At 57.8% G+C, this 2,001-nt stretch carries 1 protein-coding gene; it reads left to right on the top strand.

The genetic code is table 11. The annotated features are described in order from the left end of the window. On the top strand, window positions 1–2,001 hold a 2,001-nt coding region (locus K0778_RS28735; RefSeq protein WP_153449180.1), incomplete at both ends, for an Ag43/Cah family autotransporter adhesin.

Raw genomic sequence — 2,001 nt, 5'->3', positions numbered from 1 at the left:
GGATACCACGCTGAATGGGGGGTACCAGTATGTGCACAACGGCGGTACGGCGTCTGGCACTGTTGTAAACAGTGACGGCTGGCAGATTATCAAGGAAGGTGGTCTGGCGGATTTCACCACCGTTAACCAGAAAGGCAAACTGCAGGTGAACGCCGGTGGTACAGCCACGAATGTCACCCTGAAGCAGGGCGGCGCACTGGTCACCAGTACGGCGGCAACCGTCACCGGCAGCAACCGTCTGGGCAATTTCACTGTGGAAAACGGTAATGCTGACGGCGTTGTTCTGGAGTCCGGCGGTCGCCTGGATGTACTGGAGGGCCATTCAGCGCAGAAAACACGGGTGGATGACGGCGGAACCCTGGCAGTGTCTGCCGGTGGTAAGGCAACAGGTGTAACCATGACATCCGGTGGTGCCCTGATTGCAGACAGTGGTGCCACTGTTGAGGGGACCAATGCCAGCGGTAAGTTCAGTATTGATGGCATATCCGGTCAGGCCAGCGGACTGCTGCTGGAAAATGGCGGCAGCTTTACGGTTAATGCCGGGGGACAGGCCGGCAACACCACTGTCGGACATCGTGGAACACTGACGCTGGCTGCCGGGGGAAGTCTGAGTGGCAGAACACAGCTCAGTAAAGGTGCCAGCATGGTACTGAATGGCGATGTGGTCAGTACCGGCGATATTGTTAACGCAGGGGAGATTCGCTTTGATAATCAGACAACACCGGATGCCGCGCTGAGCCGTGCTGTTGCAAAAAGTAACTCCCCGGTAACGTTCCATAAACTGACCACCAGTAACCTCACCGGCCAGGGCGGCACCATCAATATGCGTGTTCGCCTTGATGGCAGTAATACCTCAGACCAGCTGGTGATTAATGGTGGTCAGGCAACCGGCAAAACCTGGCTTGCGTTCACAAATGTCGGAAACAGTAACCTCGGGGTGGCAACCACCGGACAGGGTATCCGGGTTGTGGATGCACAGAATGGTGCCACCACAGAAGAAGGTGCGTTTGCCCTGAGTCGCCCGCTTCAGGCCGGTGTCTTTAACTACACCCTGAACCGTGACAGCGATGAAGACTGGTACCTGCGCAGTGAAAATGCTTATCGTGCTGAAGTCCCCCTGTATGCCTCCATGCTGACACAGGCAATGGACTATGACCGGATTCTGGCAGGCTCCCGCAGCCATCAGACCGGTGTAAACGGTGAAAATAACAGCGTCCGTCTCAGCATTCAGGGCGGTCATCTCGGTCACGATAACAACGGCGGTATTGCCCGTGGGGCCACGCCGGAAAGCAGCGGCAGCTATGGCTTCGTCCGTCTGGAGGGTGACCTGCTGAGAACAGAGGTTGCCGGTATGTCTGTGACCACGGGGGTATATGGCGCTGCAGGCCATTCTTCCGTTGATGTTAAGGATGATGACGGCTCCCGTGCCGGCACGGTCCGGGATGATGCCGGCAGCCTGGGCGGATACCTGAATCTGACACACACGTCCTCCGGCCTGTGGGCTGACATTGTGGCACAGGGAACCCGCCACAGCATGAAAGCGTCATCGGACAATAACGACTTCCGCGCCCGGGGCTGGGGCTGGCTGGGCTCACTGGAAAGCGGTCTGCCCTTCAGTATCACTGACAACCTGATGCTGGAGCCACAACTGCAGTACACCTGGCAGGGGCTCTCCCTGGATGACGGCCAGGATAACGCCGGTTATGTGAAGTTCGGGCATGGTAGTGCACAACATGTGCGTGCCGGTTTCCGTCTGGGCAGCCACAACGATATGACCTTTGGCGAAGGCACCTCATCCCGTGACACTCTGCGCGACAGTACAAAACACCGTGTGAGTGAACTGCCGGTGAACTGGTGGGTACAGCCTTCTGTTATCCGCACTTTCAGCTCCCGGGGTGACATGAGCATGGGTACAGCTGAAGCCGGCAGTAACATGACGTTCTCACCGTCACAGAATGGCACGTCACTGGACCTGCAGGCCGGACTGGAAGCCCGTGTCCG

This window comes from Escherichia sp. XD33 (assembly GCF_019375075.1).
Classification (GTDB): domain Bacteria; phylum Pseudomonadota; class Gammaproteobacteria; order Enterobacterales; family Enterobacteriaceae; genus Enterobacter; species Enterobacter flexneri_A.
The sequence above is the reverse complement of the archived record's forward strand: the minus strand, read 5'-3'. Positions and strand labels throughout refer to the sequence as shown.